We start from the raw sequence: 26442 nt of genomic DNA, 5'->3' as shown, positions 1-26442 counted from the left end.
ACCTGATCGAGAACTTCCTTGCCAAACTCAAGCAATTCCGCGCCATTGCAACGCGCTACGACAAAACCGCCAGAAACTTCCTCGCAGGCGTCCACCTCACCGCCACCGCTATCTGGCTTAATTGACACCACACCCTAGCAAACATATGATTCTAGTGTGGTTTTTGGTTCTGAAGTTCCTAAACGCACCGCCGCACATACGTAGGAACTTCAGAACCACCACACTAGCAGCGATTTCAGTCGGCCGCGAGCCCCCGTTTCGCCGCCCAGTTCGCGACCCACTCCTTCCGCAGCCCGGCCCCTTCGCCGCGGAAAAATTCGCCGTCCAGCACGCTGCCGATCACCCGGTCAGCGCGGAAACTGCGGATGCCCCGGCGCAATTCGCACCACGCGACGATCGTCGCCGTTTCCGAGTAGTAGATCAGCACGATCGGCCGGATGGTCCGGCTGGTCGCGCGGCCGAACTGATCCCGGTAGTCGATCGTCAGCTTCTGCTCGTCGCGGATCGCGCGGCGCACAATGGCGAGATCGATCCCCGCCGGCGTCGCCGCCACCGAACCCCAGGCGTAAAGGGCGCCGGCGTCCAGCGCCTGGCGCAGCGGCGGCGGGATGGCGGCGGCGATCTTCTGGCGAACCTGCTTTGCGGCATTCCTGAGCGCGGCATCGGCGGTCCGTTCCAGCAGCGCCAGCGCCAGCACGATCGCCTCGGTCTCCTCGATCGAGAACATCAGCGGCGGCAGATCGAAGCCGGGACGCAGGATATAGCCGATGCCGCGGCCGCCTTCGATCGGCACGCGCATGACCTGCAAGGCGGCGATGTCGCGGTAGATCGAGCGCGGCGTCACCTCCAGCTCCGCCGCGATCCGGGCGGCGGTCACCGGCTTGCCGGCAAGCCGGAGGATCTGGATGATCTCGAACAGGCGCGATGCCTTACGCATGGCTGCCATCTCCCCTCGTCGCAGCCGCAACTGACAGGCCCCTGGCCATTGGGGTGGTTTATACTGCGCGTCCCTGAATCGGAAAACACCGGCATCGCCGGCGCTTTGGGTCGCTCCAGCATATGATTGTCTTGCAAGGACACCACCATGACTGAAAGACTGGTAAAATACCGCACTCCCAAGAAACCGCCGCCAAGCCGGTTATCCGATGCGTTCGCAGCACCGGACGCACCGGGCGCGATGCGGCTCGCCATGCTTGCCGGCCCGGCGATCGGCTTCGCTTTGGGCGCCATGCTCGTCGTTGCCCTCGCCCTGGCGCTCGCCGGCGGCGGAGCCGCCGCGATGACGCACACGGCGATTTTCGTATTGTGACGCGTAATCCCGCGCCACCTTGACGCGGCAGTCGCGCCGATTGTCTATCCGGCCGGAACCGGCTGGAGACCGACAGGATGCGCCTTCGAGGCTGTCTCACCCGCCATCGCGCCATGCCAGGACGCAAAAGCGGCATTTTCAAGCGAATCTTCACCGGCGCGGACGGCGTGCGCGCGGGATGGCGCATCGTGCTGTTCGCCGCCATCGCCGGCACGCTGATCGCGGCGGGGATGTTCCTGCTGCACCATTTCAGGGTGTTTCAGCTCCTTGGGATCGATCATCCTCATCACCCGCCGCCGCTGACGCCGCTCGCCGTCGTCGTCGGCGACTCCGTGCTGCTGCTCTCCAGCCTCGCGGCAACCGGCGCAATGGCGTGGCTGGAGGGCGCCGGATTCACCGCCTACGGCCTCGGCGGTGCGCGTAAAACCCGGCTGTTCCTCGGCGGCTGGCTCGGCGGTTTCGCCGCCCTCGGCCTGCTCGCCGGACTGCTGATCGCGACCGGCGACAACATCGTCTCGCGCGGCGCGCACGGCGCGCTGGGCGATCTGCGCTATGGCGCGGAATGGCTCGGCGCCGCATTGCTGATCGCCCTCGCCGAGGAAATCAGCGCGCGCGGCTATCTGCTCTGGACCCTCGCGCGCGGCACCGGCTTCTGGCCGGCCTCGATCCTGCTCGCAATCGGCTTCGGCGCGATCCACGGCACCAATCCCGGTGAAACCCCGATCGGACTGCTCACCGCCGCCGCCGCCGGATTGCTGTTCTGCCTCGCGATCCGGTTGACCGGCTCGCTCTGGTGGGCGATCGGCTTTCACATGGCCTGGGATTGGAGCGAGAATTTCGTCTATGGCAGCCGCGACAGCGGGCTGCGCTTCGCCGGCCGGATGCTGGAGTTGCGGCCGCACGGCAATATCTGGTTCAGCGGCGGCGTGACCGGGCCGGAAGGCAGCGTGTTCTGCCTCGCCGTGATGGCGCTCGCCGCCATCGCCACCTATATTCTGCTTCGCCCTGTGCGGATCAAAACCTTCGCCCGCGGCTGAACCGTCGCATTCTTGCGCGATGCACCACGGCTCGCCATAACTTGCCCATGGACATCATCGACAGTCTGCGCGCCTCCCTGGTGCCGCCGCACCGGGCCGGATTTCCGTTCATCGCGGCGGGCCTCGTCGTTCTGGTGCTCGGCCTGATCCTCGCCGGCTGGCTCGCCTGGATCGGGCTGATCGTCACCCTGTTCTGCCTGTTCTTCTTCCGCGACCCCGAACGCGTGCCGCCGCCACGCCCCGATGCTGTGGTCGCCCCAGCCGACGGCCGCGTGGTGCTGGTCGATCTCGCGATTCCGCCCGCCGAGCTTGGCCTGGCTTTGACGCCGATGCCGCGCATCGCGATTTTCCTGTCGGTGCTCGATGTTCACGTCAACCGCATCCCGATGGCCGGCATCGTCACCCGCATCGCCTATCGCCACGGCAGCTTCGTCAATGCCGCCGCCAAGGAATCCGAGCAGAACGAGCGCAACGCGATCGCGATCCGCCTCGAATCCGGCGCGGAAATCGCCGTGGTGCAGATCGCCGGGCTGATCGCGCGGCGCATCCTGTGCGACATCCACGAAGGCGACCGGGTGGTCACCGGCGCGCGGTTCGGCATCATCCGGTTCGGCAGCCGCACTGATCTCTATCTGCCGCCCGGCACGGTGCCGCTGGTCGCAGTCGGCCAGCGCATGGTGGGCGGCGAGACGGTTCTGGCCAATCTCGCCCCGCCGGCCCCCGACTCCGTGGCGATATGAGCGAAACCGGCAAGCAACCCGGCCTGTTCGTTCTGCCGCGCCGCCGCCCGCCGCGCCGGCCCCGGCTGCGCGGACTGAGCTTCAACCGGATGCTGCCCAATCTGCTGACCTTGGTAGGTCTGTGCGTCGGCTTCACCGCGATCCGCTTCGCGCTCGACCAGCGCTTCGGCGCGGCGGTGATCGCCATCGCGGTCGCCGGCGCGATCGACGGGCTGGACGGAAGGCTCGCCCGCCTGCTCAAAGCCACATCCCGCTTCGGCGCGGAGTTCGACAGCCTGTCCGATTTCCTGTGCTTCGGCATCGCCCCGGCGCTGACCCTGTACCTCTGGTCGCTCGATGCATGGGGCGCGTTCGGCTATCTGCCCGCTTTGATGTTCACCGCCTGCATGGCGCTGCGCCTCGCCCGGTTCAACGCGGCGCTGGATGCGATGCCGCACCCGCCGGGCGCTCATCTGCCGCCCTCGCGGTTTTCCTATAATTTCTTCACCGGCGTGCCCGCGCCCGCCGGGGCGGCTTTGTCATTGCTGCCGATCTATCTCGGGCTCGAATCGGCGGAACACCGCGTGGTCTGGCTCGCCGACCTCGCCCATGCGCCGGCGCTGAGCGCCGTGGTTCTGGTCGGCACCGCCCTGCTCTGCGTCTCCACGATCGCGGTCTGGAGTTTCAAGAATTTCAAGGTGCCGCCGGAATACGTGCTCGGCCTGCTGCTCGGCATCGTGCTGTTCGCCGCATTGCTGATGGCCGACCCGTGGCTCGGCCTCGCTCTGCTCGCCATCGCCTATCTGGTCATGCTGCCGTTCAGCCACCGCAGCTTCAAACGCCTCCAGGCCGAGGCCGAGGCGCGCCTGCACCCCGATCAGGCCCCGGACGGGTCGTAATCACGCCGCGAGCACAAAGGTTCGGGGAAACATCTGCCTTGATTCAAACCATTTGATTGCCTTGGTGGCAGTGCTTTGCTATACATGACCAACTAGATGGTCATGAAAAATCCATAGACAATATGAGCCTTGCCGACGCCAAGGCGCATCTGAGTGAAGTGGTCGAGCGGGCGGCTTGCGGGGAAGTCATCCGAATCACGCGGCGGGGTAAGCCGGTGGCACAGATCAGTGCGGTGGCGAAGCCGCGCAAGCCTGTCGATATCGCTGCATTGCGCGCGGTGACCGCCGGCGCAAAAAAACAATCCGAGACGGCGCGGGATTTTGTACGGCGGATGCGCGATGAGGATCGGTATTGATCCTGTATCTCGATACGTCGGTGTTGGTCGCGGCGCTGACGCGCGAGGCGGAGACGGGGCGGATGCAGACTTGGCTCGGAGCCCAGGATGCGGAAAATCTGGCGATCAGTGACTGGGTGATTACCGAATTTTCTTCGGCCTTGTCGATCAAGCTGCGGGGCGGTCAGATCGATGCGGCCCAGCGGGCCGATGCGTTCGGGCTGTTCGCGCGGCTGAGCCAGGAGAGTTTCATGATCCTGCCGGTGTCCGGTGCACAATTCCGCACGGCGACACGATTCGCCGACCAGCATGGGCTCGGGTTGCGCGCGGGCGATGCGCTGCATCTCGCGATTTGCGGTGAATGCGGGGCAACACTCTGCACGCTGGATCGCGGGCTGAGCACAGCCGGAATCGAGGTCGGGGTGAAAACGGCGCTGCTTTGAGTGATGCCTGCGGATTATCACCCCCGCGCCTTCAGGAACCGGCTGAACGCCCGCAGCGAAACATCCGACACGTAATGCTCGATGCCCTCGGCATCCGCCTCGGCGGTTTCCGCCGGCACGCCCAGCGCCTCCAGCACCCGCACCACCAGCCGGTGGCGCGCGCGTACCCGCTCGGCCATCGCCTGGCCCTCCTCGGTCAGGAATACGCCGCGATAGGGCTTCGCCGTCGCCAGCCCCTCGCGTTTCAGCCGGTTGATGCTTTTCACCGCCGTCGGATGCGACACGCCGAGCCGCCGCGCGATGTCGATCGGCCGCGCTTCGCCGTTGATCGCGAGCAGGTCCGCGATCAGCTCGACATAATCCTCCAGCAGAGCGGTCGATTGCGCGTTCCGCGCCTTGCCGAACCGCTCCGCCTGGGTCGGCTCGGACGGCAGGCCGGATTCATCTTGCCGCGGCACGGCTTCCATCGCGTCTCGCTCCGTTCATGACGACCGGCTTACAACCAAGGCCGCCGCGACGCCAACAGGTTTCTGCGCGCATGGAATATCGCCATCACCATTATCCGATGCCTATTGACCAAAATAAAGCCAAGGCTATAATCTTTGGTATGAGCGTAACGACTGACACCCTTATCCGCGATCACGACGGCGCCCTGCACCGGGAGGCGATGGAATACGCCGCTCGCCGCATGGCGGTCTGGCAGCGCCGGAAGGTGTCGCTCGGCGTGCGCATCCTGTTCTGGTCCCTGCGTCTTTACGTGTTCGCCATGCTCTTCGTGGTCGGAATCGTGCTTCTGCGCCTGTCGCAATGAAAAGACATGCGGCCTTGGCCGAACCGCAAAACCCCGCGCATGAGGACTTCGACCGCGCGCGCGACCGCCGCGTCATCGAGATCATCCGCCGCCGCCGTTCGCGCTGGTCCGGCGTACGGCTGCTCCTGCTGCTCGCCGGCCCCGGCGTTCTCACCTTTCTCGGCGAGAACGACGCGCCGAGCATGCTCTCCTACGCGGCGACCGGCGCGCAATTCGGCATCGGCTTTTTCCTGCCCTTCGTCGCCGCCACCTTCGCGATCGGCTTCATCGTGCAGGAAATGGCGGCGCGCATCGGCGCCGCGACCGGCCAGGGCCACGCCGAGCTGATTTTCGCCCGATTCGGCCGGTTCTGGGGCGGCTTCGCGATGCTCGATCTGGTCGCCGGCAATTTTCTCACCCTGGTCACCGAATTCATCGGCATCCGCGCCGGTCTCGGCTTTTTCGGCGTGCCGCCTCTGGTCGCGGTCGGCTTCAGCATCCTGGTCATCGGCTTCGCGATCTCGACTTCGCGCTACAAGACCTGGGAACGCATCACCATGGGCCTTGCCTTGGGCAACGCGATTTTTCTCCCCGTCGCGTTGTTCGCCCACCCCGATCCCGGCGCGATCGGCCATGCCTTGCTCACCTGGGGCCCGCTGCCCAACGGCTTCACGCCCGGCACCATCACCCTGATGATCGCCGATATCGGCGCCACCGTGACACCCTGGATGCTGTTCTTCCAGCAGGGCGCGGTGGCCGATAAAGGCCTGACCACGCACGACCTCAAAGCCGTGCGGCTCGACACGCTGATCGGCTCGGTCCTCGCGGCGCTGTTCGGCATCGCGGCGATCGTGGCGACCGCGCCGCTGTTCACCCACGGCATCAGCGCCGGCAATTTCCAGGCCGCGCAATTCGCCGAAGCCATCGCCCCCTATACCGGGCATCTCGGCGCCGCTTTGTTCGCGATCGGCATTTTCGAAGCCGGGCTGGTCGCGGCGATCACCATTTCGACCTCGTCGGCCTATGCCTTCGGCGAGGTGCTCGGCCACGCTCACAGCCTGAACAGCCCGCTGCGCGAGGGTCTGCCCTTCTATATCGTCCTGCTCGGCTCGGCCTGCGCCGCCGGCGGCCTGACCCTGATTCCCGGCGCGCCGCTGGAGGAAATCGTCATCCTGGTCAACGTGGTGGCCACCCTCGCGATGCCGCCCGCATTGCTGTTCCTTCTGGTTCTCGCCAATGACCGGGAATTGATGGGCGACTATCGCAACCGGCTCGCCGGCAATATCGCCGGCATCGGCGTCACCGCGTTCCTGATCGCCTGCGGCCTCGGCTTCGCCGCGACCGTGGTGCTGCCCAGCCTATTTCGTTGAGGCGCGAACCGTGTCCGGCAGCCACAAAGCCGCGATACCCAGAACCGGCAGGAACGCGCAGATCCGATAGACCGTGGTGATGCTGGTCCAATCCGCGACCACGCCCAGCCCTGCCGCACCCAGCCCGGCGACGCCGAACGCCAGGCCGAAGAACAGGCCGGACACCGCACCCACCCTTCCTGGCATCAACTCGTTGGCATAGACCACGATCGCCGAAAACGCCGACGACAAAATCAGCCCGATCATCACGCTCAGCACCACGGTCATCGGCAGGTTGGCGAAGGGCAGCGCCAGGGTGAACGGCAGCACGCCCAGAATCGAACCCCGGATCACCGCGCGCCGGCCGATCCGGTCGCCGATCGGCCCGCCGATCATGGTGCCCGCTGCCGCCGCCGCGAGGAACACGAACAAATCGATCTGTGCCGACTGCACCGGCAGATGAAACCGGTGCATGAGGTAGAAAATGTAATAGGAATTGATGCTGGCGAGATAGACGAACTTCGACATCATCAGCACGGCGAGCAACGCCAGCGGCACCATGATTTTGCCCGGCGGCGCATCGTCGCGCACCACCACCCGCGCCCGCGGCTTCGCGTGCCCGTTGGCGCGGAACCACGCGCCGATCGCGGTCAGAATCGCCATCCCGAGCAGCGCCGCCAGCACGAACCACGCCATGCTTTCCCGCCCGCGCGGCAGGATGAAAAACGCCGCCAGCAGCGGCCCGAGCGACTGGCCGAAATTGCCGCCGACCTGAAACAGCGACTGCGCGAAGCCATGCCGCCCGCCCGACGCCGCCCGCGCGATGCGCGAGGATTCCGGATGGAACACCGAAGAGCCGATCCCCAGCAGCGCGGCACCGCCCAGCAACTCGGGATAACCCGTCGCGAACGCCAGACAGACCAGCCCGGCCAGGGTGAACCCCATGCCGACCGGCAGCGAAAACGGCTTCGGCTTCGCGTCGGTATAAAGCCCGATCAGCGGCTGCAGCAGCGAGGCCGTCACCTGATACACCAGGGTAAGCAGCCCGATCTGCGCGAAATTCAGGTGAAACCCGCCCTTGAGCAGCGGGTAGATCGCCGGCAGCAGCGCCTGCATCATGTCGTTCAGCATGTGACAGATACTGATCCCCACCAGCACCGCCATGGCGGCACGGCTGGCGGATTTCTGCTCGGTCCCGACGACTGCGCTCACGCTCAACCCTCCGATCGGTCAGCATATAAGACACAATCGGGCGCGGCACACTCTCGTCCTGTGCAATCAAGCCATGCTACCAGCCTTTCATGGTCCATGTTCGTTTCGCTCCGTCGCCCACCGGCTACCTCCACGCCGGCAACGCCCGCCAAGCCGTGGTCAATTACCTGTTCGCCCGCGCCCAGGGCGGCCGGTTCCTGCTCCGCATCGACGATACCGATACCGAGCGCTCGCGCCCGGAATACGAAGCGGCGATCGAGCAGGATCTGCGCTGGCTCGGCATCGAATGGGACTCGCTGGTAAAGCAGTCGGACCGGCTCGCCCGCTACGCCGAAGCCGCCGACCGGCTCAAAGCCGCCGGCCTGCTCTACCCGTGCTTCGAATCCGAGGAGGAACTCGCCGCGAAGCGCGCGCAGCGGGCCAAACGCAAACTCCCGCCGATCTACGACCGCGCGATGCTGAAACTCACCCCGGAACAGCGCTCGGCGGCCGAAGCGAACGGCAAGACACCCTACTGGCGGTTCAAATTGTCGGACGGTGCAATCGCCTGGGGCGATCTCGTGCTCGGCCGCCGCGAAGTCCGCCTGAACACCCTGTCCGACCCGGTGCTGATCCGCGCCGATAACACCCCGCTCTACACCTTCACCTCGGTGGTGGACGATCTCGATCTCGCCATCACCCACATCATTCGCGGCGAAGACCACGTCACCAACACCGTCGTGCAGATCGACCTGCTGCGCGCCCTGGCGCCGCGCGCATCTCTGCCCGTCTTCGCCCATCTGCCGCTGATTTCCGATGCCGCCGGCGACAAGCTCTCCAAACGCGCCGGCAGTATTTCTCTCCGCACCCTGCGGCGGGACGGGATCGAGGCACGCGCCCTCGCCGGCTATCTGGCACGGCTCGGCTCGCGCCGCGACCCCGAACCGCTCACCCTCGCCGAACTCGCCGAAACCTTCGACCTCGCCGATTTCTCGCGCGGCGCGCCCCGCTTCGACCCGAAGCAACTGCTCGCGCTGAACCGCAAGGTGCTGCACGGCCTGTCCTATGCGGATGTCGCCAGCCGCCTGCCGGATGGGGCGGGAGAAGAATTCTGGATGGCGGTGCGCGGCAATCTCGATCTTCTCTCCGAAGCGCGCAACTGGTGGGAGGTGGTTCAGGGCGGCATCGACACCCCGAACCTGCCCGAAGCGCGCGACCTGCTGACCGCCGCGCGCGACGCGCTGCCGCCCGAACCCTGGGACGAAACCACCTGGAAAACCTGGACCACCGCCATCTCCGCCGCCACCGGCGCGCGCGGCAAATCGCTCTACATGCCGCTCCGCCTCGCCCTGACCGGCGAGAGCCACGGCCCCGAGCTGGCGGCGCTGCTCCCTTTGATCGGCCGCCCCCGCGCTCTGGCGCGCCTGAACCGGGCGGCGGGGTAGGTCCGCATTGGAGTGGTGACAAAAAGATTGATCGTCACAGCGTCAATCCAAACAGCCTACCCAATCGGTCGGAATGACCCTTATTCCCCCTCATCCTGTTCAAGTGCGGCTTCATAATCCTGCCCGCCGTGGAACACACCGATGATCGCGACACGATCCGCCTCTATGCTGAAGGCGATGACTGTTCTTTTTCGATAATTCATGATCCGCAGTCCTGGGCGGATGTCATCGCGCGCAATGGCGCGGCGCGGCAGCGTGGCTAGGGATTCACAACGCGTTATCAGCGCTTCGGTATAGCGTGCCGCCATATCCGGCGTGGCGTTCGTTGCGAGATGGTGGTGCAAGGCGGCAAGCTGGCTTTGCGCTTCGGGCGTAAAGACGATCGTGCAGGTCTTCACCGTGATGCTTTGGCCTTTGCGTGTTCGCGCGCGAGTATAGCGCGGACATCGCCCACCGAAATCGCGCGTGTGGGATCGGCTTTCAGTGCGTCATAGGCTGGCGCCACCTGTTCGCGCAGCCAGCTCTCCACGGCTCGGTCACGGGCAAGCAGGGTGCGAAGTCCGTCGCGGATGACTTCGCTCTCGCTCGCATATTCACCGGCCGCGACCTTGGCGCGAATGAGTTGTGCCATCTCCTTGGGCAGGGTGATGCTCATTTGCTGGGTCGAACGCATCGGACCACTCCTATGAAATGAGTAGGATTAAATCCTACCAAACTGGACGGACAATTTCAACGGCTTTTCCGCGCCTTCCTTCTTCCGCACCGCACAAAAGGGCTTGCCAGCAAGATTATGTCGCAATAGCTTGCGCCGGCGCAGCGATTCCCGCCCTCCTCGCCGTCCCGGAGCAAAACATGAAAAAATTCAAGCGCCTGCTCGTCGCCAACCGCTCCGAGATCGCGATCCGGGTGTTTCGCGCCGCGACCGAACTCGGCATCGCCACCATCGCCGTCTATGCCGAGCAGGACAAGCTTTCGCTGCACCGCTTCAAGGCGGACGAAGCCTATCTGATCGGCAAGGGGCTCGGCCCGATCGAAGCCTATCTCTCGATCGACGAGGTATTGCGCGTCGCCGTCGAGGCCCGCGCCGATGCGATCCACCCCGGCTACGGGTTTCTTTCGGAAAACCCCGATTTCGCCGATGCCTGCGCCGCCTCCGGCATCGTGTTCATCGGCCCCGATCCGCGGACCATGCGCACCCTGGGCAACAAGGTCGCGGCGCGCAACCTCGCCGTCTCGGTCGGCGTGCCGGTGATGCCGGCGAGCCCGCCGTTGACCGACGATGCCGAAGCCACCAAACGCATCGCCGCCGAAATCGGCTACCCGGTGATGCTGAAAGCCTCCTGGGGCGGCGGCGGGCGCGGGATGCGGCCGATCGATGCCGAAGACACGCTGATCGAGCAGGTCGAAACCGCCCGGCGCGAAGCCAAGGCCGCGTTCGGCAACGACGAGGTCTATCTCGAAAAACTGGTCCGCCGCGCCCGCCATGTCGAGGTGCAGTTGCTCGGCGATTCCCACGGCAATCTGGTTCATCTGTTCGAGCGCGACTGCTCGATCCAGCGCCGCCACCAGAAAGTCGTCGAGCGCGCGCCGGCCCCCTATCTCGATCATGAAACCCGCGCCGGGCTGTGCGAGGCCGCGCTGAACATCGGCCGCGCCACCGACTACAAAAACGCCGGCACCGTCGAATTCCTGCTCGACCGTGACACCGGCAACTTCTATTTCATCGAGGTCAACCCGCGCATCCAGGTCGAGCACACGGTCACCGAAATGGTCACCGGGATCGACATCGTCAAAGCCCAGATCCGCATCGCCGAAGGTGGCCATATCGGCAACCTGCCCGAAACCGGCGTGCCAGCACAGGACGCCATCGCGCTCGACGGCAACGCATTGCAATGCCGGATCACCACCGAGAATCCCGAAAACAATTTCATCCCCGATTACGGCCGCATCTCCGCCTATCGCGGCGCGTTCGGCTTCGGCATCAGGCTCGACGGCGGCACCGCCTATTCCGGCGCCGTGGTCACCCGCTTCTATGACGCCTTGTTGGAAAAAGTGACTGCCTGGGCGCCGACGCCGGAAGAAGCCATCGCCCGCATGGTCCGCGCCTTGCGGGAATACCGCATCCGGGGCGTCACCACCAATCTGCCGTTTCTCGAAGCCCTGCTCACCCATCCGTCGTTTCAGGCCGGCGACTACACCACCCGCTTCATCGACACCACGCCCGAATTGTTTTCATTGCCGAAACGCCGCGACCGCGCCACCCGCCTGCTCCGTTACGTCGCCGACGTCACCGTCAACGGCCATCCCGAAACGCGCGGCAAGAAGCGCCCAGCGGCCCATGCCCGCACGCCGGACGCGCCGCGCATCGCCGCCAAACCCGCCGACGGCACCAGGCAACTCCTCGACAAACTCGGCCCGAATGGCTTCGCCGAATGGATGCGCGCGCAATCGCGCGTCCTGGTCACCGACACCACCATGCGCGACGCCCATCAATCGTTGTTAGCGACGCGGATGCGCAGCTACGACATCGCCGCCGCCGCACCCGCCTATGCCGCCGGACTGCCCGGATTGTTCTCGCTCGAATGCTGGGGTGGCGCCACCTTCGATGTCGCGATGCGCTTTCTCAACGAAAACCCGTGGGAGCTGCTGGCAAAAATCCGCACTGCCGCTCCTAACATTCTGTTGCAGATGCTGCTGCGCGGCGCCAACGGCGTCGGCTATACCAACTACCCGGACAATGTGGTGCGCTTCTTCGTCCAGCGGGCCGCCGCCGGCGGCATCGACCTGTTCCGCGTTTTCGACTGCCTCAACTGGGTCGAGAACATGCGCGTCGCGATCGATGCGGTGCTTGAGGCCGGCAAGCTCGCGGAAGGCGCGATCTGCTACACCGGCGACATCCTCGACCCCGAACGCGCCAAATATTCGCTGAACTACTATGTCGATCTCGCCAGGCAGCTCGAAGCCGCCGGCTGCCACATCATCGCGATCAAGGACATGGCCGGCGTGCTGAAACCCTCCGCCGCCACCGTTCTGGTCCGCGCCTTGCGCGATGCGACCGCGCTGCCGATCCATCTGCACACCCACGACACCTCGGGGATTTCGGCGGCGACCGTGCTGGCGGCGGTCGAAGCCGGGGCGGATGCGATCGACGCCGCGATGGACCCGATGTCCGGCCTCACCTCGCAACCCTGCCTCGGCTCGCTGGTCGAAGCCTGGCGCCATACCGGGCGCGATACCGGACTCGATCCCGCGATCATCCGCCGCCTGAGCTTCTATTGGGAGGCGGTGCGCGCGCAATACGCCGCGTTCGAGAGCGATCTGCAATCCGGCGCCTCGGAAGTCTATCTCCACGAAATGCCCGGCGGCCAGTTCACCAATCTACGCGAGCAGGCGCGCTCGCTCGGCCTCGCGGAGCGCTGGCACGACATCGCCCGTACCTACCGCGACGTCAACATGATGTTCGGCGATATCGTCAAGGTCACGCCCTCATCCAAGGTGGTGGGCGACATGGCGCTGATGATGGTCGCACAGGATCTCGGCGTCGCCGACATTCTCGACCCGGCGCGGGAAATCGCCTTTCCCGCCTCGGCGGTCGACATGCTGCGCGGCGATCTCGGCCAGCCACCCGGCGGATGGCCCAGCCTGCTGCAGGCCAAGGCGCTGCACGACCAGCAACCCTATACCGTCCGCCCCGGCTCGTTGCTCGCCGCCGCCGATCTCGACGCGATGCGCGCCCGCGCCGCCGCGCGCTGCGAGGGCGCGATCACCGATGACGATCTCGCCGCCTATGCGATGTATCCCGAGGTCTATGCCGCCTATCGCGCGGCGCGGCGCACCTATGGGCCGGTCGCGGTGCTGCCCACCCCGGTGTTTTTCTACGGTATGCAGCCGGGCGATGAAATCGCCATCGAAATCGAGGCCGGCAAGACCCTGATTCTGCGCCTACAGGCGATCGGCGAAACCGACGAGGAAGGCAATGCGCGGGTGTTTTTCGAACTCAACGGCCAGCCGCGCGTGGTGAAGGTGCCGAACCGCGCGGTCACCCCGGCGCGGGCGGCGCGGCGCAAGGCCGACGAGGCGAAGGACCATGAAATCGGCGCGCCGATGCCCGGCACCATCGCCACCATCCTGGTGCGCGAGGGCCAGAACATCGCCCAGGGCGAAGCCCTGATCGCGATCGAGGCGATGAAAATGCAGACCCGGATTGCCGCACCGCGCGACGGCACGGTGAAGGCGCTGCACGTCAAGCCCGGCGAGGCGGTGGACGCGAAGGATCTGCTAGTGGAGATTGGATAACGACGTGAATCCCGGTGAATATTTTTCTCCCGATCCAATGTAAGAATGATATGATCGTTCATCTGTTGCGGGGAGGCAACCAATGGAACAGCCCGATAAAGAACGGAAAATTATCCTCGATGAAAAAGCTCTGGCGTCGATCGAAACGACGATTGACTGCGTGATTTCTCTGATCCAACCCCAGAACGGTGAACAATACGTCCGGGCTGAGGCGGAGCGGCAATTCCATAAATCATTGAAATTTGATGAATTTAATAATAATCTTCTTGAATTACTCACCACAGTCAAAGGTCAGGGCGCCGATAAAAAATTGAATGGCCTTGTATCGGCGCACGCGATGATCCTCGCGAAAACGGCGGAAATCGAGCTTCTGCAATTGAGATTCACGATGCCGCCAACCCTTACTTCCAGCGGGTTACCCACCCCGCCGACAATGGCTTTGGCAACGCCTGGCTGGGTGTCCCATCTTTTGAACTATCTCGGCGGAATCGCCGCATCGATCTGGAAAATCATCCAGAGCCTGCTGACGCCGAAATCCTGGTCGATCGAAGGCGGCATATCGTTTCCGGGCCTTGTGAACGCGTCTCTGAAAATCGAATTCGGCTGAACCGGCAATCCTGAATTCGGCTTACGTCTCAACCGTCACGCTCCGCCGGTTCGAAATCATTGCCAGGAACTCCCGCCTGGTGGATGGGTTGTCGCGGAACGCGCCGAGCATCCGGCTGGTCACCATCGCCACCCCGGTTTTGTGAACTCCGCGCGTCGACATGCATTCGTGCCCGGCCTCGATCACCACGGCGACCCCGCGCGGCTGCAGCACGTCGTTGATCGTGTTGGCGATCTGCGCGGTCAGTTTTTCCTGAATTTGCAACCGCTTGGCGTAGGCATCCACCACCCGCGCGAGCTTGCTGATCCCCACCACGCGCTTGTCGGGCAGATAGCCGACATGCGCGACGCCGACGATCGGCACCATGTGGTGCTCGCAATGGGATTCGAGGCGGATGTCGCGCAGCACGATCATCTCGTCGTACCCCTCGATTTCCTCGAAGGTGCGGGTCAGGATATCTTCGGGGTCCTCGGCATAGCCGCGGAAGAACTCCTCGTAGGCCCGCGCGACGCGGGCCGGCGTGTCCTGCAGCCCCTCGCGCGCCGGGTCGTCGCCGGCCCAGCGGATCAGGGTGCGGATCGCCGCCTCGGCCTCGGCACGGCTCGGCCGCTTCAGGCCGGCCTCGCGATTCAGCGCGTCCTTCGGGGTTTCAATATCCACGTCCGATCTCCCAATCAGGCCGCTCGAACGCCGCAGCCACCCTGCCATATGGTCTAAACCGGCAATCCCGCAACCTCAATGCAGCCGCAGATCGCCATGCGGGCTGTCGAGGCTGAACGACGGCGTGGCGACATCGAGCTTTTCGCCGCTATCCACCGCGATCATGTGGAATATCCCGCTCATGAAGCCGGACGGCGTCTCCAGCGGGGTGCCGGAGGTATATTCGAACGCATCGCCCGGATCGAGCACCGGCTGTTCGCCGACCACTCCCGGCCCGTGGACCTGCTGGACATGGCCGTGCGCGTCGGTGATGGTCCAGGTCCGCCGCAACAACTGCACCGTGAGCGGCCCGTTATTCTCGATGCGCACCTTGTAGGCCCAGACAAAATGCCGGGATTCCGGGCGCGACTCGTCTTCCAGGAAAAACGCCCGGATGGTCACCCTGATCCCGGCGGTCTCCCGTGAAAAGACATCGTTCGGCTCCGCAAGTCGCTTGATAGTCATTCTAGTGTTCCGTTTCGGAAATTCGTTTGAGTTGCCGGAAGCGTTCTCCGAATTTCCGAAACGATAGAACACTAGCAAATCAACATCTTCCAGTGTGGTTTCTGATTCTGAAATTCCTAAAATTGCCGCCGCACGTGCTTAGGAATTTCAGAATCGCCACACCGATCCTTCGAGCCGATGGCACGACGAGGCCGAGATGTAACCCCTTCATGTTTTTGCGACAAGCCGAACCCCTCGGCGTGTGCGGGCGTGACCGGCGCGAAAATCCGGGTTAGGAGACAAGCCATGGCTCCTGGTCCGAAAATCCTTCGCCGCGCCGCCCTGTCCCTGGCTCTTCTGCTGTCGGCCTGCGCGGGCGGACGGGCGGAAACCGGGCCATCGCCGACAACCTCGCTCTACGGCGCCTTCATGGCCGGCAATTACGCCGCCGCCACCGGCCATGAGGCCGAGGCCGCCAATTTCTTCGCCACCGCGATCGCGCGCGACCCCGCCAACCGGGATCTGCTGCGCCGGGGCTTCATCGCCGCCCTGCTCGCCCGGAGCCCGGAGCGGATCGCCCTGGCGAAGCGGCTGGGCAACGACCCGCTCGCGCTGATGGTGCGGGCCAATGCGGCACTCGAGACCGGAAATTACGCCACGGCCGCGCAGGATTTCGCCGCGATGCCGAAATTCGGCGTCACCGGGCTGGTCCGTCCGCTGCTGCTCGCCTGGGCCGAAGCGGGTGCCGGTAAAACCGGTACCGCCATCGCCGGACTCACGAGGCTCGATGCCGCCGCACCCTTCGGCCCGGTCTATGCGCTGAACGCGGCGCTGATCGCCGATTTCGCCGGGCGCGAGGCCGAGGCCGCACCGCTCTACCGCATCGCCGAGCGCGCCTTCCCCGCGCCCAATCTGCGCCTTGCCCAGGCCCTGGCGAGCTGGCAGGCCCGCCAGGGCAATACCGAAAGCGCCTATGCCGTGCTGGTGCACATGGCGGCGAGCCACCCCGATCTCGACCTCGCCCTGCCCGCGCTGGAACGCAACGCCGCCAAGCCGATGATCGGCAGCGCGCGCGACGGCGTGGCCGAAGCCTATCTCACCCTCGCTGGCTCGCTGGGCCAGCCGGCTCAGGCGCTGCTGCGCAAGATCCTGCTCGGCTTCGCGCTCGAGTTGCGGCCTGACCTGTCCGCCGCGCGCCTGCTGCAAGCCAATCTGGATGTCTCGCTCGGCAAACGGGCCAGCGCCGCCGCAACCCTCGCCGCGATCAAGCCGGGCGATCCGCTCCATGCCCCGGCGGTGATGCAGCGCGCCGAAATCCTCGACGGCCTCGGCAAGGGAGCGACCATGCTGCCCGCGCTCGCGGCCCTGGCAAAATCGCATCCGCACAGCGCGGCACCGCTCACCCTCGCCGGCGATATCGAGCGCGACGCCAAACACTACGCCGCCGCCCGCGCGCTCTATTCCCGCGCCCTCGCCCGGCTCGGCCCGAACCCGCCCGGCTCGGCCTGGGCGATCATCTATGGGCGCGCGATCACCGAGGACAAGCTGAACGACTGGCCGCAAGCCGACGCCGATCTGCACCGCGCGCTGGCGCTCGATCCCGGCCAGCCCTTCGTCCTGAACTATCTCGGCTATTCCTATGCGCTGCGCGGCATCCATCTCGCCCACGCCCAGAAAATGATCGAACAGGCGCTGCAGGTCGACCCCAACGAGGGCGCGATCATCGACAGTCTCGGCTATACCTTGCTGCGGCGCGGCAAGATTGCCCACGCCATGCGTGTGCAGATCCGCGCGGTGCAGCGCGCCCCGGACGATGCCGAGGTGAACGCGCATCTCGCCGATATTTTCTATGCCGCCGGCGACCGCCTCGCCGCCCGCAACCAATGGGCGCGCGCTCTGGCTCTGCACCCCGATCCGGCGGAAAAAGCCAAAATCGAGGCGGCGCTGAAACGCCACGGTATCGAAGCGGGTTCGTAACCCATGCCGGTTGCCCAGGCGCGGGCCAAGGTCAATCTGTTTCTCCACGTCACCGGCAGGCGCCTGGACGGGTTTCACACGCTCGACAGCCTCGCCGTCTTCCCGCCGGTCGGGGATACGCTCCGGCTCGAATCCGGCACGGGCCTGTCGCTCGCGATCGACGGTCCGTTCGGTGCCGGCCTCTCCGGCGAGGCCGATAATCTGGTCCTGCGCGCGGCACGAAGTTTCGCCGACGCGATCGGCCGATCGCCGGACATCGCCTTCACCCTGACCAAAAACCTGCCGGTCGCATCCGGCATCGGCGGCGGCTCGGCCGATGCGGCGGCTTCGCTGCGTCTGCTCGCCGCGCATTGGCGCCGCGCCGTTCCGCCCGATCTCGCCGTGTCCCTGGGCGCCGATGTGCCGGTCTGCCTGGAAAGCCGCCCGGCGCGGATGGGCGGCATCGGCGAAATCCTCGCTCCCGCGCCGCAACTGCCGGATTTCGGCATGGTCCTGGTCAATCCCGGCATCGCGGTCTCGACCCCGGCGATTTTCGTCGCGCGCACCGGCGATTTTTCGCTCCCCGCCGGCCTTCCCGCGCGCTGGAACGATGCGGCGGCGATGACCGCCGACCTCGCGCGCCTGTCCAACGACCTCGAAGCTCCCGCCATCCGCCTCGCCCCGGCGATCGGCGAGGTTCTGGCTGCCTTGCGTTCAACCCCAAACTGCCTGCTGGCGCGGATGAGCGGCTCGGGCGCGACCTGCTTCGGCATTTTCCCCACCGGCGCCGACGCCGCCCGAACCGCCGCCAGCCTCGCCCGCCCCGGCTGGTGGGCCTGGGGTGGGTAGTGCCTCAGTTTGAAATCAGGCGACCCGGCGAGCGGTTTCGGTCCAGGCCATCGTGACTCCGTCAGTTGTTGCAAACCAACAGAATCACAACCCACTGAAATCGCTCAACTAACTTTTTCGTTCAGGCTCTAAGGGAAAAAGGATATGCCTTTAATCAGATTGTCCTATCACTCCGGCCAAAGCGCAGGGTGGCGCAAGGCCGTGGGCGAAGGCGTACACCGGGCGATGATCGAGACGTTGGAGGGTGTGCCGGAGGATGACCTGTTTCAGGTGCATGCGGAACATGCTCCCGGTACGCTTATCTTCGATCGCCATTATCTTGGCGCGGACCGTTCCGACGGAATCGTGTTCATCGAAGTGACGTTACGCGGCGGCCGCACGCCAGAGATGAAACGTGCCTTCTACCGCCGCGTTGTCGAACACCTCGGCGTCGATGCGGGAGTGCGACCGGACGACGTTTTTATCGTGCTGCGTGAAAACGAGCGAATTGATTGGTCGTTTGCACATGGCCTGTCTCAGCTCGCACCCGGTCTTGCACCGACGATCTGAGCCGGCGCAGTTCGCCGCCCGAGCCGCCGCCAGCCTCGCCCGCCCCGGCTGGTGGGTCTGGGGCGGGAAGTCTTCGGCGGATTAATCCTTGAGCGATGCGCCCAGCCGGTCCAGCATAAAGCCGGTACCGTGCTCGCGTCCGCCGGCATCGTCATAGCCGTCGAGGAACGCGCCCTGTTCGGTCATCACGAGCCTGGTCCCCGCGCCCTCGGGCTTTAATTCCATGGTAGCGAGGGACACCGAAATCTTCCGCTCGTCGAGCTGCATCTCATAGGCATAGACCAGCCGCCGATTCGGAACGACATCGAAATAACTCGCGTCGAAGGTCGCGACCACGCCGCTCGCCCAGCGTCCCTTCACGCGCTCGCGCCCGCCGGGACGCACATCCATGTCGCACTCCAGCACCGTATAGCCGTCGACGCCCGTGAACCAGCGCGCCTTGACCGCCTGGTCCGACAACGCATGAAACACCCGCGCCGGCGAGGCATCGTAGATGCGCTCGATCGAGAAGGTCGCGTGAACCACGCTGCCTTCGGCCTGGATGCGCGCCACTTCCCGCTCCAACTTGTCGAGCGTGGTGCGCCAGCCCTCCGAAGCGCCCTCGACGGCGAACAGGAAGGCCTCATCGAAAATCTCATAGGCTTGATGCACGCTCATGCGGGTTCCGGCGCCGTCATCCTCGAAGGTAACGGTGGTGCGGGTGCTGAATTTCGGCGAGCCGCCGACCGCGACGGTGCCGGAAAACACCAGCCGGTCCGGCGGCGCGATCTCGATATATTCGCCCCTGGACCAGAAATCCTGCCCCTCGGGCGAGCGCATGCAGATGGCGCAGACGCCCCCCGGCCGGAAATCGATCTCGGCCTCAGGAACGGTATAGCATTCCGGGCAGAACCATCGCTTCATGTGCTCGGCACTGCTCCATGCCTTGAACACCAGGGCGCGGGGTGCGGCGAAATTGCGGGTGATCACCAGGGGTTCCGGTTTGATGCCGGTCTTGTCGTCATGTGCCTGAAGCATTGTCGTCTCCATTGTTTTTCAGCTCCTCGAGATAATCGCCCAGCCGGTCGAGCCTGCGTTCCCACGCGGTGCGCCGGGCGTTGATCCAGTCTTCCGCGAGGCTCAGCGCGCGTGGCTCGATCCGGCAGGTCCTGACCCGGCCGATCTTTTCCGAGACCACCAGCCCCGAGCCTTCCAGCAAGGCCAGATGCTGCATCACCGCCGGCAGGGACATGGCGAACGGACGTGCGAGTTCGCTGACCGAAGCCGGGCCGCGCGACAGGCGTTCGACCATCGCCCGCCGGGTCGGGTCGGCGAGCGCATGAAACGCGAAATCAAGCGGCGATAATTGGTTAAGCATATACTTTAGTGTCATGGCCCAAATAGATAAGCAATAGCTTAAGTGATATCGCCCGTCCCCGCCGGCGTGCCGATTGAGAGCTCCCTGCCCGCGCCGCTTGCCTCCGCCGCCATTGCCGGGCAAGAGGCGGCGGAATCGGAGCATCGTCATGCGCGCTGGCATCATCCTGTTTCCCGGCATCAACCGCGAACGCGACATCGCAATCGCGCTTGAGCAAAGCCTCGGCCACAAACCGCGCCTGATCTGGCATCGCGAGACCGAGCTTGCCGGCATCGACCTCGCGGTGATTCCCGGCGGCTTTTCCTATGGCGATTATTTGCGGGCAGGCGCGATGGCCGCGCAATCGCCGGTGATGCGCGCGGTCGCCGACCACGCCGCGCGCGGCGGCTACGTGCTCGGCGTGTGCAACGGATTCCAGATTCTCACCGAAACCGGCCTGCTGCCCGGCGCGCTGCTGCGCAATGCCGGGCTGCGCTTCCTGTCGATGGATTGCCACCTGCGCGTCGAACGCAGCGACACGGTGTTCACCGGCCACTATCAGCGCGGCCAGGTTTTCCGCGCGCCGATGGCCCATGGCGACGGCAACTACTTCGCCGACGCCGCCACGCTGGACCGGCTAGAGGGCGAAAACCTGGTCGCCTTGCGCTACGCCGAGCCGGACGGCGCGATCACCGCCCGCGCCAATCTCAATGGCTCGGCGCGCAACATCGCCGGCATTCTCAGCCCCAATCTGCGCGTGCTCGGACTGATGCCGCACCCGGAAAACCTGGTGGACAAGCTGATGGGCGGCGCCGACGGCAAGCCTTTGTTCGACAGCCTCGCGGATATCGGGAAGGCCGCCTGACATGGATCAAGCCATCGACGCCACCCTTGCACGCAGCTTCGGCCTGTCCCACGAAGAATATGGCCGCGTACTGTCGATCATGGGCCGCACGCCGAGCCTCACCGAACTCGGTATTTTCTCGGTCATGTGGTCCGAGCATTGCTCCTACAAATCCTCTCGTGTCTGGCTGAAAACCCTGCCGACCAAGGCGCCCTGGGTGATCCATGGCCCCGGCGAGAACGCCGGCGTGGTCGATATCGGCGACGGTCTCGCCGCCATTTTCAAAATGGAAAGCCACAACCACCCGAGCTTTATCGAGCCCTACCAGGGGGCGGCGACCGGCGTGGGCGGCATATTGCGCGACGTGTTCACCATGGGCGCGCGGCCGATCGCCAATCTCAACGCGCTGCGCTTCGGCGATCCATCCCTCCCCGTCACCAAACGCGTGGTGGACGGCGTGGTGCGCGGCATTGGCGGCTACGGCAATTGCGTCGGCGTGCCCACGGTGGGCGGCGAAACCAATTTCCACTCTTCTTATAGTGGCAATCCGCTGGTGAATGCCATGACGGTTGGCATTGCAAGACAAGACAAGATTTTCCTCTCCGCGGCCGCCGGTATCGGCAATCCGGTGGTCTATGTCGGCTCGAAAACCGGGCGCGACGGCATCCACGGCGCCACCATGGCCTCCACCGAATTCGCCGCGGATTCCGAGGAAAAACGCCCCACCGTTCAGGTCGGCGATCCGTTCATCGAAAAACTGCTGATCGAAGCCTGCCTCGAACTGATGACAACCGACGCGATCGTCGCGATCCAGGACATGGGCGCCGCCGGCCTCACCTCATCCTCGGTCGAAATGGCCGGCAAGGGCGGCGTCGGCATCGAGCTCGACCTCGATTCGGTGCCCCAGCGCGAGGCGGGCATGTCCGCCTACGAGATGATGCTCTCGGAGTCCCAGGAGCGGATGCTCATGGTGCTCGACCCGGCGCGCGAAGCCATGGCCCGCGCGATTTTCGAGAAATGGGAGCTGGATTTCGCGGTCATCGGCCGCATCACAGATACCGGGCGCATCGTCGTCCGTCATCGGGGCCGCATCGAGGCGGATATCCCGCTCCACCCGCTGGCCGAACAGGCGCCCTTATACGAGCGGCCTTATAGCGAGCCGCTGAAGCCTGCTTCGCTCGGCCCGGTCGAGGACCCTTCCGGCCTCGAAGCCGCCCTCCTCGCTTTGCTCGCCTGCCCCGATCTCGCCTCGAAGCGCTGGATCTGGGACCAGTATGACGCAACGGTCGGCGGCCAGACGGTCAAGCGTCCCGGTCAGGCCGATGCGGCGATCGTCAAAATCGATGGGAGCAGAACCGCCCTCGCCCTGACCACCGACTGCACGCCGCGCTACTGCGCCGCCGACCCCGAGACCGGCGGTGCCCAGGCGGTGGCCGAGGCATGGCGCAACATCACCGCGACCGGCGCCACCCCGCTCGCCGTCACCGACAATCTGAATTTCGGCAATCCGGAAAAACCCGCGATCATGGGACAGATTGTCGCGGCGATTCGCGGCATGGGCAACGCCTGCTCGGCACTCGACTTCCCCGTCGTCTCCGGCAACGTCTCGCTCTACAACGAGACCGAAGGACGCCCGATCCTGCCCACCCCGGCGATCGGCGGGCTCGGCGTCATCGAAGATGCCGCGAAGGCCGTGGGCATCGCCCTCAAACCTGGCCTCGACCTCGTGCTGATCGGCGAAACGCGCGGCGAACTCGGCCAATCGCTCTGGCTGCGCGAGATCCTGCACCGCGAGGACGGCGCGCCGCCGGCAATCGACCTCGACGCCGAGCGCCGCAACGGCGATTTCGTGCGCCGCCTGATCCTGGACGGCAGAATCGCCGCCTGCCACGACATCGCCGATGGCGGGCTGCTCGTCGCCGTCGCGGAAATGGCGCTGGCCGGCAATACCGGCGCGACGCTCCATCCCATCCAATCCGCTCTCGCGCCGCACGCCTTCTGGTTCGGCGAGGATCAGGCCCGCTACGTGCTCGCCGCCGCCGATTCCGCCGCCATTCTGCGCGACGCTCAGGCCCGCTCCATACCGGCGAGGCTGCTCGGCTCTGCGGCCGGCGCCGAATTGACACTGCCCGACGGCACCGCCATATCCTTGACCGACATACGGGCGGCGAACGAGCGGTTCTTCGCCGCCTGGTTTGCCTGACACCGAGGATCAAGCCATGGCCATGTCGGCCGCCGATATCGAAGCCCTGATCAAGACCGCCCTGCCGGACGCCAAGATCACCGTCGAAGACCTCGCCGGCGACGGCGACCACTATGCCGCGACGGTGGTGAGCGAGCGGTTTCGCGGCCTGCCCCGCGTGCGCCAGCACCAGTTGGTCTACAGCGCCCTGCAGGGCCGCATGGGCGGCGCGCTGCACGCGCTCGCCCTGCAAACCTCCGCACCCGAATAGGCCTGACGGCTTTCCCCAGGAGACCTCATGATATGACCACCCAGACCACCGACAATCCCGCGATCGACACCATCAAGGCCAGCGTGGCGGAAAATCCCGTCATGCTGTTCATGAAGGGCACCGCGATGTTTCCGCAATGCGGCTTCTCCGCCCGCGTGGTGCAGATCCTCACCCATATGGGCGTGCCCTTCAAGACCGCGAACGTGCTGGAAGATGCCGAATTGCGCGAAGGGATCAAGCAGTTCTCCAACTGGCCGACCATCCCGCAGCTCTATGTGAAGGGCGAATTCGTCGGCGGCTGCGACATCGTGACCGAAATGTTCCAGTCCGGCGAATTGCAGACGCTGTTCGAAAAGAACGGCATCGCCAAAACCCCTGCGGCCTAGGCCCAGAGCAAGATAGGTTTTGATTGAGCCGTTTCGTTCAATCAAAACCGGCCAGCTTGCTCGCCAAACAATGAGTAGAGTGTGATGAGCTTGAAATCATCACACTCTAAACGTCTCAGTTTCGTCACCGACGAATTGCCGAGACCCGGCGCCGCCGGGCATCTTGCCTACAACCACGCGCTGATCGCCCATCTGGCGGCGCGCGGCCATGCGGTCACCCTGTATCTGACCCGCCCGCGCCTGCCGTGCCCGATCCTGCGCAAGCCCGATTTCGCGCCCGGCGGCACGGTCGCCGGCCCCCGGCTGATCCAGGCGGGCGGCTGGCTGATCGCCGCCGAACCCCGCGCCGCCGCCGCCTCGATGGCGCGGATGGTGCTGCCCGGCAGTACCCTGCACCTGCTGCGCAGCCGGGCCCGGCGCAAAACCCGCGCCGCCGATGTGGTCCTCGGCAACCTCATCGACACGGCGGATGCCGCCTGGATCGCGGCGCACATCGCCTCCGCCTTGCCCGATACGAAGCCGCCGGATGCGATCCTGATCGACACGATTTTCCGTGCGCCCCTGCTGGATCAGCCGCTTCTAGCGGGCATCCCGTCGGTGCTCGTCACCCATGACGTGTTCCATCGCCGTCACGCCGCCCTCAGCCTCGCCGGCTACCGGATCGCACCGCCGGCGCTGAGCCGCGAGGATGAAGCGGCCCTGCTGCGCCGGGCGGCAACGATCGTCGCGATCCAGCCCGACGAAGCCAGGCTGCTGCGGGAACTCTGCCCCGACCGAACCGTGATCGCGGTGCCGATGCCCGCGCCGGCGGCGCCGCGCCCGGCCGCGGTCCGGCGCAACCCGGACCGTCTGGTCTTCGTCGGCAGCGACGCTCTGCCCAATCTCGACGGGCTGCGCTGGTTCTTCGGCGCGATCTGGCCGGGGCTGCGCGGAGCACGGCCGGCGATCCGGCTCGATCTGGTCGGCGATTGCGCGGCAGCCCTCGGCCGCCTGCCGGCCGGCGTGCGGCGCCTCGGCCGGCTGGCCGATCTCGCCCCCGCCCTGCACAACGCCGCCCTGGCGATCGCCCCGCTGCGCACCGGCTCGGGACTCAAGGTCAAGCTGCTCGACTATGCGCGCCACGGTCTATGGACGGTGGCGACGCACGCGGCGCGGACGGGATTGGCCGAGGATGTGCGGCCGCCGGTCTTCGTCGCGGATTCGCCCTCGTCCTTCGGCGCCACGATCCTCGCCGCCCTCGCCCAGCAGCCCGACGATTCCGATGCGATCGCCTATATCGGCCGGCACTACGCCGCCGATCACGTCTTCGCGTCGCTGACCGATCTGCTGGAGACGTGAGAGATCGTCATCGCGAGCCGAAGGCGAAGCGATCCATCCATGTATTGCCCCCTACCGATTGAGCGATGCCATCTGCGCGGCGGCATAGCGGGTGCCGGAGGCCGAGCCGGGCGGCATGGCGCGGTTCAGCTTGCCGAGATCGGCGGCCGAGAGCGGCACCGCGAGCGCCGCGAGATTCTCGTCGAGATGCGCGCGCCGGCTGGTGCCGGGAATCGGCACGATATCGCTGCCCTGGGCGAGCACGAAGGCCAGCGCCAACTGGCCGGGCGTGCATTTCAGCCGCCGCGCCATTTCCTCCAGAATGCCCACCAGGGTCAGATTGCGCGCGAAATTCTCGCCCTGAAACCGGGGCTGGCTGCGCCGCGAATCGCCTTCGGGAATGTCGTCGGGCGATTTGAACGCGCCGGTGAGAAACCCCCGTCCGAGCGGCGAATAGGCCACGAACCCGATGCCGAGTTCGCGCAGGGTCGGCAGCACCGCGGCCTCCACGTCGCGGGTCCAGAGCGAATATTCGCTCTGCACCGCCGCGATCGGATGAACCGCATGGGCGCGCCGGATCGTCGCGGGCGCCGCTTCGGACAGGCCCAGATAGCGAATTTTGCCCTGGCGCACCAATTCCGCCATCGCGCCCACCGTCTCCTCGATCGGAACATCGGGGTCGACCCGCTGCTGGTAATACAAATCGATCGTCCCGACCCCGAGCCGCTTCAGGCTCGCCTCGCAACTGCGCCGCACATAGTCGGGACGGCCGCACACGCCGCGAAACGTGCCGTCGGGGTCGCGCACATTGCCGAACTTGGTCGCGATCGCCACCCGGTCGCGAAACGGCGCCAGGGCGCGGCCGACCAGCTCCTCGTTCGCCCCGATGCCGGAGCTGTCGGCGGTATCGAACAGGGTGATGCCGCGCTCGGCCGCGTGGCGGATCGTCGCTGCCGCCTCGCCGGCGTTTCGCGCCGCATAGAAATCCGACATGCCCATGCAGCCAAGCCCAATGGCCGAAACGACGAGCGACCTGCCCAGCCTGCGTTCGTTCATCGACACTCTCCACCGGAATGGATCGGATCGCCGAGGCGACCCGCCCTTCATGTGGCCGATCAGGCGGCCTTGGCAAGCGACATCGAGCAAAGTTTAGGATACGCTCCCCGCAAGAGGCCGGTTTCACCGCCGA

General features: G+C 65.7%; 29 protein-coding genes and 1 pseudogene. 20 read left to right on the top strand and 10 right to left on the bottom strand.

The features are described 5' to 3' along the window. Positions 1-125, top strand: a pseudogene (locus tag AiwAL_RS11625) (IS5/IS1182 family transposase); the annotation flags it as partial. Positions 126-235: 110 nt separating this feature from the next. On the opposite strand, the gene AiwAL_RS11620 reads toward AiwAL_RS11625, so the two are convergent. Then, positions 236-937 (bottom strand): YafY family protein, encoded by a 702-nt coding sequence (locus AiwAL_RS11620; RefSeq protein WP_235705803.1) that lies wholly within the window; start codon positions 935-937, stop codon positions 236-238. Positions 938-1084: 147 nt separating this feature from the next. On the opposite strand from AiwAL_RS11620, the gene AiwAL_RS11615 reads away from it, so the two are divergent. The 6 genes from AiwAL_RS11615 (at position 1085) to AiwAL_RS11590 (ending at position 4742) form a co-directional block, all read left to right on the top strand. Further along, positions 1085-1309: a hypothetical protein gene (locus AiwAL_RS11615; RefSeq protein ID WP_235705804.1), complete on the top strand. Its 225-nt coding sequence runs from the start codon at positions 1085-1087 to the stop codon at positions 1307-1309. A 77-nt stretch (positions 1310-1386) separates the two neighbouring features. Next, a complete protein-coding gene (locus tag AiwAL_RS11610) occupies positions 1387-2346 on the top strand; it encodes a CPBP family intramembrane glutamic endopeptidase (RefSeq protein WP_262312727.1) in 960 nt (319 codons plus the stop codon). Between the two features lie 47 nt (positions 2347-2393). Continuing rightward, positions 2394-3086: a phosphatidylserine decarboxylase gene (locus AiwAL_RS11605; RefSeq protein WP_408851575.1), complete on the top strand. Its 693-nt coding sequence runs from the start codon at positions 2394-2396 to the stop codon at positions 3084-3086. Next, positions 3083-3964, top strand: coding sequence for a phosphatidylcholine/phosphatidylserine synthase (locus AiwAL_RS11600; protein WP_235705807.1), 882 nt, complete (start codon positions 3083-3085; stop codon positions 3962-3964). The genes AiwAL_RS11605 and AiwAL_RS11600 overlap by 4 nt, the downstream gene beginning before the upstream one ends. A 122-nt stretch (positions 3965-4086) precedes the next feature. After that, positions 4087-4320 (top strand): type II toxin-antitoxin system Phd/YefM family antitoxin, encoded by a 234-nt coding sequence (locus AiwAL_RS11595; protein WP_235705808.1) that lies wholly within the window; start codon positions 4087-4089, stop codon positions 4318-4320. Then, positions 4317-4742 (top strand): type II toxin-antitoxin system VapC family toxin, encoded by a 426-nt coding sequence (locus tag AiwAL_RS11590; RefSeq protein ID WP_262312726.1) that lies wholly within the window; start codon positions 4317-4319, stop codon positions 4740-4742. The genes AiwAL_RS11595 and AiwAL_RS11590 overlap by 4 nt, the downstream gene beginning before the upstream one ends. 17 nt (positions 4743-4759) lie before the next feature. On the opposite strand, the gene mntR is transcribed toward AiwAL_RS11590, so the two are convergent. Further along, entirely contained in the window at positions 4760-5209 is a 450-nt protein-coding gene (gene mntR / locus AiwAL_RS11585) for a manganese-binding transcriptional regulator MntR (protein ID WP_235705810.1), read from the bottom strand. Positions 5210-5349: 140 nt separating this feature from the next. Here mntR and AiwAL_RS11580 point away from each other — a divergent pair, with 140 nt between their 5' ends. Together AiwAL_RS11580 and AiwAL_RS11575 are read left to right on the top strand one after the other, a co-directional pair. Next, on the top strand, positions 5350-5553 hold the full coding sequence (locus AiwAL_RS11580) for a hypothetical protein (RefSeq protein WP_235705811.1): 204 nt from the start codon (positions 5350-5352) through the stop codon (positions 5551-5553). After that, positions 5550-6902 carry an NRAMP family divalent metal transporter gene (locus tag AiwAL_RS11575; RefSeq protein ID WP_235705812.1) on the top strand — a complete coding sequence of 451 codons (1353 nt, stop codon included), beginning with the start codon at positions 5550-5552 and terminating at the stop codon, positions 6900-6902. The genes AiwAL_RS11580 and AiwAL_RS11575 overlap by 4 nt, the downstream gene beginning before the upstream one ends. Here AiwAL_RS11575 and AiwAL_RS11570 read toward each other — a convergent pair. Then, on the bottom strand, positions 6891-8093 hold the full coding sequence (locus AiwAL_RS11570; protein ID WP_407932569.1) for an MFS transporter: 1203 nt from the start codon (positions 8091-8093) through the stop codon (positions 6891-6893). The genes AiwAL_RS11575 and AiwAL_RS11570 overlap by 12 nt on opposite strands. 89 nt (positions 8094-8182) lie before the next feature. On the opposite strand from AiwAL_RS11570, the gene gltX reads away from it, so the two are divergent. After that, positions 8183-9517 (top strand): glutamate--tRNA ligase, encoded by a 1335-nt coding sequence (gltX, locus tag AiwAL_RS11565; protein WP_235705813.1) that lies wholly within the window; start codon positions 8183-8185, stop codon positions 9515-9517. Positions 9518-9597: 80 nt separating this feature from the next. On the opposite strand, the gene AiwAL_RS11560 is transcribed toward gltX, so the two are convergent. Together AiwAL_RS11560 and AiwAL_RS11555 are read right to left on the bottom strand one after the other, a co-directional pair. Further along, the gene (locus AiwAL_RS11560) at positions 9598-9915 is read right to left on the bottom strand and encodes a type II toxin-antitoxin system RelE/ParE family toxin (RefSeq protein WP_235705814.1); all 318 of its coding nucleotides are present in this window, start codon (positions 9913-9915) and stop codon (positions 9598-9600) included. Further along, positions 9912-10190: a type II toxin-antitoxin system ParD family antitoxin gene (locus tag AiwAL_RS11555; protein WP_235705815.1), complete on the bottom strand. Its 279-nt coding sequence runs from the start codon at positions 10188-10190 to the stop codon at positions 9912-9914. Before AiwAL_RS11555 ends, AiwAL_RS11560 begins: the two co-directional genes overlap by 4 nt. A 179-nt stretch (positions 10191-10369) precedes the next feature. On the opposite strand from AiwAL_RS11555, the gene pyc reads away from it, so the two are divergent. Together pyc and AiwAL_RS11545 are read left to right on the top strand one after the other, a co-directional pair. Further along, complete coding sequence (gene pyc / locus AiwAL_RS11550; protein WP_235705816.1) at positions 10370-13813, top strand: pyruvate carboxylase; 3444 nt, start codon at positions 10370-10372, stop codon at positions 13811-13813. A gap of 82 nt (positions 13814-13895) precedes the next feature. Then, positions 13896-14420, top strand: coding sequence for a hypothetical protein (locus AiwAL_RS11545; RefSeq protein ID WP_262312725.1), 525 nt, complete (start codon positions 13896-13898; stop codon positions 14418-14420). A gap of 21 nt (positions 14421-14441) precedes the next feature. Here AiwAL_RS11545 and folE read toward each other — a convergent pair whose 3' ends face one another. Both folE and apaG read right to left on the bottom strand, forming a co-directional pair. Then, positions 14442-15080, bottom strand: coding sequence for a GTP cyclohydrolase I FolE (folE, locus tag AiwAL_RS11540; RefSeq protein ID WP_262312724.1), 639 nt, complete (start codon positions 15078-15080; stop codon positions 14442-14444). A 75-nt stretch (positions 15081-15155) separates the two neighbouring features. Continuing rightward, positions 15156-15584, bottom strand: coding sequence for a Co2+/Mg2+ efflux protein ApaG (apaG, locus tag AiwAL_RS11535; protein WP_235705819.1), 429 nt, complete (start codon positions 15582-15584; stop codon positions 15156-15158). A gap of 285 nt (positions 15585-15869) precedes the next feature. Here apaG and AiwAL_RS11530 point away from each other — a divergent pair, with 285 nt between their 5' ends. The 3 genes from AiwAL_RS11530 (at position 15870) to AiwAL_RS11520 (ending at position 18917) form a co-directional block, all read left to right on the top strand. Beyond that, positions 15870-17540 carry a hypothetical protein gene (locus AiwAL_RS11530; protein WP_262312723.1) on the top strand — a complete coding sequence of 557 codons (1671 nt, stop codon included), beginning with the start codon at positions 15870-15872 and terminating at the stop codon, positions 17538-17540. Positions 17541-17543: 3 nt separating this feature from the next. Next, positions 17544-18368 (top strand): 4-(cytidine 5'-diphospho)-2-C-methyl-D-erythritol kinase, encoded by an 825-nt coding sequence (locus tag AiwAL_RS11525; protein ID WP_262312722.1) that lies wholly within the window; start codon positions 17544-17546, stop codon positions 18366-18368. Positions 18369-18512: 144 nt separating this feature from the next. Next, positions 18513-18917 (top strand): tautomerase family protein, encoded by a 405-nt coding sequence (locus tag AiwAL_RS11520; protein WP_235704727.1) that lies wholly within the window; start codon positions 18513-18515, stop codon positions 18915-18917. An 81-nt stretch (positions 18918-18998) separates the two neighbouring features. On the opposite strand, the gene AiwAL_RS11515 is transcribed toward AiwAL_RS11520, so the two are convergent. Together AiwAL_RS11515 and AiwAL_RS11510 are read right to left on the bottom strand one after the other, a co-directional pair. Continuing rightward, a complete protein-coding gene (locus AiwAL_RS11515) occupies positions 18999-19934 on the bottom strand; it encodes an SRPBCC family protein (RefSeq protein ID WP_262312721.1) in 936 nt (311 codons plus the stop codon). Continuing rightward, on the bottom strand, positions 19918-20274 hold the full coding sequence (locus AiwAL_RS11510) for a helix-turn-helix transcriptional regulator (RefSeq protein WP_262312720.1): 357 nt from the start codon (positions 20272-20274) through the stop codon (positions 19918-19920). The genes AiwAL_RS11515 and AiwAL_RS11510 overlap by 17 nt, the downstream gene beginning before the upstream one ends. Positions 20275-20422: 148 nt before the next feature. Here AiwAL_RS11510 and purQ point away from each other — a divergent pair, with 148 nt between their 5' ends. From purQ to AiwAL_RS11485, 5 genes are all read left to right on the top strand, one after another. Further along, complete coding sequence (gene purQ / locus AiwAL_RS11505) at positions 20423-21118, top strand: phosphoribosylformylglycinamidine synthase subunit PurQ (protein WP_235704722.1); 696 nt, start codon at positions 20423-20425, stop codon at positions 21116-21118. Between the two features lies 1 nt (position 21119). Then, positions 21120-23300 (top strand): phosphoribosylformylglycinamidine synthase subunit PurL, encoded by a 2181-nt coding sequence (purL, locus tag AiwAL_RS11500; RefSeq protein WP_235704720.1) that lies wholly within the window; start codon positions 21120-21122, stop codon positions 23298-23300. Positions 23301-23316: 16 nt separating this feature from the next. After that, a complete protein-coding gene (locus tag AiwAL_RS11495) occupies positions 23317-23550 on the top strand; it encodes a BolA family protein (RefSeq protein ID WP_235704719.1) in 234 nt (77 codons plus the stop codon). Positions 23551-23582: 32 nt separating this feature from the next. Beyond that, positions 23583-23936 (top strand): Grx4 family monothiol glutaredoxin, encoded by a 354-nt coding sequence (gene grxD / locus AiwAL_RS11490; RefSeq protein WP_235704718.1) that lies wholly within the window; start codon positions 23583-23585, stop codon positions 23934-23936. Positions 23937-24020: 84 nt separating this feature from the next. Continuing rightward, positions 24021-25274, top strand: a complete 1254-nt coding sequence (locus tag AiwAL_RS11485; RefSeq protein WP_235704717.1) for a glycosyltransferase — start codon at positions 24021-24023, stop codon at positions 25272-25274. Positions 25275-25325: 51 nt separating this feature from the next. Here AiwAL_RS11485 and AiwAL_RS11480 read toward each other — a convergent pair whose 3' ends face one another. Beyond that, positions 25326-26309, bottom strand: a complete 984-nt coding sequence (locus AiwAL_RS11480; RefSeq protein ID WP_235704716.1) for an aldo/keto reductase — start codon at positions 26307-26309, stop codon at positions 25326-25328. Between the last annotated feature and the right edge of the window lie 133 nt (positions 26310-26442).

Source organism: Acidiphilium sp. AL, assembly GCF_025499445.1.
Classification (GTDB): Bacteria; Pseudomonadota; Alphaproteobacteria; order Acetobacterales; family Acetobacteraceae; genus Acidiphilium; species Acidiphilium iwatense.
The sequence above is the reverse complement of the archived record's forward strand: the minus strand, read 5'-3'. Positions and strand labels throughout refer to the sequence as shown.

Bases quoted from the DNA above. Each gene is read 5' to 3' on its own strand.
- AiwAL_RS11620 (WP_235705803.1), bottom strand. From the start codon at position 937: ATGCGTAAGGCATCGCGCCTGTTCGAGATCATCCAGATCCTCCGGCTT.
- AiwAL_RS11615 (WP_235705804.1), top strand. From the start codon at position 1,085: ATGACTGAAAGACTGGTAAAATACCGCACTCCCAAGAAACCGCCGCCA.
- AiwAL_RS11610 (WP_262312727.1), top strand. From the start codon at position 1,387: ATGCGCCTTCGAGGCTGTCTCACCCGCCATCGCGCCATGCCAGGACGC.
- AiwAL_RS11605 (WP_408851575.1), top strand. From the start codon at position 2,394: ATGGACATCATCGACAGTCTGCGCGCCTCCCTGGTGCCGCCGCACCGG.
- AiwAL_RS11600 (WP_235705807.1), top strand. From the start codon at position 3,083: ATGAGCGAAACCGGCAAGCAACCCGGCCTGTTCGTTCTGCCGCGCCGC.
- AiwAL_RS11595 (WP_235705808.1), top strand. From the start codon at position 4,087: ATGAGCCTTGCCGACGCCAAGGCGCATCTGAGTGAAGTGGTCGAGCGG.
- mntR (WP_235705810.1), bottom strand. From the start codon at position 5,209: ATGGAAGCCGTGCCGCGGCAAGATGAATCCGGCCTGCCGTCCGAGCCG.
- AiwAL_RS11580 (WP_235705811.1), top strand. From the start codon at position 5,350: ATGAGCGTAACGACTGACACCCTTATCCGCGATCACGACGGCGCCCTG.
- AiwAL_RS11575 (WP_235705812.1), top strand. From the start codon at position 5,550: ATGAAAAGACATGCGGCCTTGGCCGAACCGCAAAACCCCGCGCATGAG.
- gltX (WP_235705813.1), top strand. From the start codon at position 8,183: ATGGTCCATGTTCGTTTCGCTCCGTCGCCCACCGGCTACCTCCACGCC.
- AiwAL_RS11555 (WP_235705815.1), bottom strand. From the start codon at position 10,190: ATGCGTTCGACCCAGCAAATGAGCATCACCCTGCCCAAGGAGATGGCA.
- pyc (WP_235705816.1), top strand. From the start codon at position 10,370: ATGAAAAAATTCAAGCGCCTGCTCGTCGCCAACCGCTCCGAGATCGCG.
- AiwAL_RS11545 (WP_262312725.1), top strand. From the start codon at position 13,896: ATGGAACAGCCCGATAAAGAACGGAAAATTATCCTCGATGAAAAAGCT.
- apaG (WP_235705819.1), bottom strand. From the start codon at position 15,584: ATGACTATCAAGCGACTTGCGGAGCCGAACGATGTCTTTTCACGGGAG.
- AiwAL_RS11530 (WP_262312723.1), top strand. From the start codon at position 15,870: ATGGCTCCTGGTCCGAAAATCCTTCGCCGCGCCGCCCTGTCCCTGGCT.
- AiwAL_RS11525 (WP_262312722.1), top strand. From the start codon at position 17,544: ATGCCGGTTGCCCAGGCGCGGGCCAAGGTCAATCTGTTTCTCCACGTC.
- AiwAL_RS11520 (WP_235704727.1), top strand. From the start codon at position 18,513: ATGCCTTTAATCAGATTGTCCTATCACTCCGGCCAAAGCGCAGGGTGG.
- AiwAL_RS11515 (WP_262312721.1), bottom strand. From the start codon at position 19,934: ATGCTTCAGGCACATGACGACAAGACCGGCATCAAACCGGAACCCCTG.
- AiwAL_RS11510 (WP_262312720.1), bottom strand. From the start codon at position 20,274: ATGCTTAACCAATTATCGCCGCTTGATTTCGCGTTTCATGCGCTCGCC.
- purQ (WP_235704722.1), top strand. From the start codon at position 20,423: ATGCGCGCTGGCATCATCCTGTTTCCCGGCATCAACCGCGAACGCGAC.
- purL (WP_235704720.1), top strand. From the start codon at position 21,120: ATGGATCAAGCCATCGACGCCACCCTTGCACGCAGCTTCGGCCTGTCC.
- AiwAL_RS11495 (WP_235704719.1), top strand. From the start codon at position 23,317: ATGGCCATGTCGGCCGCCGATATCGAAGCCCTGATCAAGACCGCCCTG.
- grxD (WP_235704718.1), top strand. From the start codon at position 23,583: ATGACCACCCAGACCACCGACAATCCCGCGATCGACACCATCAAGGCC.
- AiwAL_RS11485 (WP_235704717.1), top strand. From the start codon at position 24,021: ATGAGCTTGAAATCATCACACTCTAAACGTCTCAGTTTCGTCACCGAC.
- AiwAL_RS11480 (WP_235704716.1), bottom strand. From the start codon at position 26,309: ATGAACGAACGCAGGCTGGGCAGGTCGCTCGTCGTTTCGGCCATTGGG.